Below are 2540 nucleotides of genomic sequence, written 5' to 3' on the forward strand. Positions count from 1 at the left end.
CGCCGGGGATGCGGGGACTCACCGCGGGGGCTGGTTTCCGGAGCCGCGGCGCGCATGTCGTCGTCGTTCGGGAAGGTGCTGCGGAGCGATTCGTCCAATCCGAAGTAGAGCACCTCGGGGCCGCTCACGGCTCCGGCAATACGGGCGACCCGGGGATCCTCGCGGTTCAGGACCACGGTCCCGGTGGTTCGCTCGGCGATGCGCTGGAGGAGTAGCGCCGTGGTGTCGATTTCGCCGAAACGGTCCAGTTGGTCGCGCAGGACGTTGAGGAGAAGGCAATAGCGCGGCGGCACCTTGTTCACGAAATGCACGGCGTGTGCCTCGTCGAGTTCCAACACCGCGACGTCGGCGTCCAACCTGCCGCGCCAGTCCACCTCACCCAGGAGAGCGGCCGCAACGCCACGGGTGAAGTTGCTGCCCGTCCGGTTGGTGAAGACCTTCAAGCCCTGGCTTTCCAGGAGCTCCACCACCATTTTTGTGGTGGTCGTCTTGCCGTTGGTTCCGCTCACCACCGCCACACCGTGGGGGAGCGAGGACAGCGTCCTCTGCATGAAGCCGGGGTCGATCTTCTCGACCACGAGGCCGGGCAAAGCCGAACCCCCGCCGCGCAGCCGGGACACAGCACGGACCAGCTTGCCGAGTGGAACGGTGAACGAAAACATGCTCTGTAATATATCCCAGTTGGTGCATAAACCACGTGCCGTAAAGCCGCGATCGGGTTGCCGGCGCAAGCCCGGCAGTGGCAGCGCATTATGATGGTCGAATGACCAATCCCCCTTCCGAGGCGTCATCAAGCGTGGGCGCGGGCCTGCGCATCGGCGTCCTCGCACTACAAGGCGATTTTCGTGAGCACATCCACGCCGTCGAAGCGGCCGGTGCCACCGGCGTCGGCATCCGGCGTCCGGCGGAGCTCGACGACATTGACGGCCTCATCATTCCCGGCGGCGAGTCGACTACCATCGACAAGCTGGCGCGCATCTTCGAACTCGCCGATCCCATCCGCAAGCAGATCGCGTCCGGGCTGCCGGTGTATGGATCCTGCGCCGGCATGATCCTGCTGGCGGACGACATCGCCGATCCCGCCACGGACCTCGCCGGAAATCCGCAGCAGACTTTCGGTGGATTGGACATCACGGTCCGTCGCAATGCCTTCGGCCGGCAGCGCGAGTCCTTCGAAACCGATCTTGACTTCAAGGGCCTCGAGTTCAGCGCAGGCGAGTCCGGCGTCGACCCCGTCCACGCCGTCTTCATCCGCGGACCGTGGGTGGAACGGGTCGGACCCGGCGTCGAAATCCTCGCGCAGGTGGAACCGGGCAAAGCGACCCACACGGACACTTTGCACGGGTTGGCTAGAATTGTTGCAGTGCGCTCAGGTCGGTTGCTGGCCACCTCCTTCCACCCGGAAGTGACTGGGGAGAAGCGCGTGCATGAATTGTTTATTCGAATGATCAGAGGGGAAGTTTAAAGCATGTCAGGCCACTCCAAATGGGCGACGACCAAGCACAAGAAGGCCATCCTCGATAGCCGCCGGGCCAAGTCGTTCGCCAAACTGATCAAGAACATCGAAGTCGCGGCCCGCATGGGCGGACCGGACCTTGCCGGCAACCCGAGCCTCGAACTGGCTGTGACCAAAGCCAAGAAGACCTCGGTCCCCGCCGACAACATCGACCGCGCCATCAAGCGCGGAGCCGGCCTCACCGGCGAAGTGGTCGACTACACGGAGATCATGTACGAGGCCCGCGGCCCGCAGGGTTCCGCCCTCCTGATCGAGTGCCTCACGGACAACAAGAACCGTGCCGCCTCCGAGGTCCGCCTGGCGATTTCCCGCAACGGCGGCACTATCGCCGATCCCGGCTCCGTGAGCTACCTCTTCACCCGCAAGGGCGTCGTCAACCTGCCCAAGAACGGGCTCAGCGAAGACGACATCCTGATGGCAGTGCTCGACGCCGGCGCAGAAGAAGTCAAGGACAACGGCGACAACTGGGAAATCCACTCGGAACCCACCGATCTCCCGGCAATCCGCGAAGCCCTCACGGAGGCCGGCATCGAATACGAAACGGACGAAGCTGAATTCGTCCCGTCCATGCAGGTGCCGCTGGACCTTGACGGTGCCAAGAAGTTCATGAAGCTCGTCGACGCCCTTGAGGATCTCGACGACGTCCAGAACGTTTATACCAACGCGGACATGAGCGAGGAAGTCCAGGCTGCGCTCGAAGCCGAGTAGCGCCCGCTTGCCATTCAGCTTCACAACAAACAGGGAGGCCCGGACTTGACTCTTCGCGTATTGGGAGTCGATCCGGGCCTCACCCGTTGCGGCATCGGAGTGGTCGACGTCGAACGGAACCGGCGCGCCACGATGGTAGCTGTCTGCGTCGTGGGAACCTCCCCGGAGCAATCATTGGACCAGCGACTGCTGGTCATAGCCAAGGCCATCGATGAATGGCTGGACCTCTATAAACCCGACGTTCTCGCGGTCGAACGGGTCTTCTCCCAGTTGAACGTCAGTACGGTCATGGGCGTTGCCCAGGCATCCGGCGTCG

General features: G+C 63.4%; 4 protein-coding genes. 3 read left to right on the plus strand and 1 reads right to left on the minus strand.

Annotated features, from left to right (window positions below; all coding sequences use genetic code 11):
- On the minus strand, window positions 1–662 hold a 662-nt coding region (locus tag AHiyo1_RS23975), incomplete at its 3' end, for a Mur ligase family protein (RefSeq protein WP_253257582.1).
- A 101-nt stretch (window positions 663–763) separates the two neighbouring features.
- Between AHiyo1_RS23975 and pdxT the strand changes: the two genes are divergently transcribed.
- From pdxT to AHiyo1_RS23990, 3 genes are all read left to right on the plus strand, one after another.
- Entirely contained in the window at window positions 764–1465 is a 702-nt protein-coding gene (gene pdxT / locus AHiyo1_RS23980) for a pyridoxal 5'-phosphate synthase glutaminase subunit PdxT (protein WP_059390283.1), read from the plus strand.
- Between the two features lie 3 nt (window positions 1466–1468).
- On the plus strand, window positions 1469–2224 hold the full coding sequence (locus AHiyo1_RS23985; RefSeq protein ID WP_059390284.1) for a YebC/PmpR family DNA-binding transcriptional regulator: 756 nt from the start codon (window positions 1469–1471) through the stop codon (window positions 2222–2224).
- A 45-nt stretch (window positions 2225–2269) separates the two neighbouring features.
- Window positions 2270–2540, plus strand: a 271-nt coding sequence (locus tag AHiyo1_RS23990; protein ID WP_172465752.1) for a crossover junction endodeoxyribonuclease RuvC, incomplete at its 3' end; no start/stop codon positions are given.

The organism is Arthrobacter sp. Hiyo1, assembly GCF_001263615.2.
Lineage (GTDB): Bacteria > Actinomycetota > Actinomycetes > Actinomycetales > Micrococcaceae > Arthrobacter.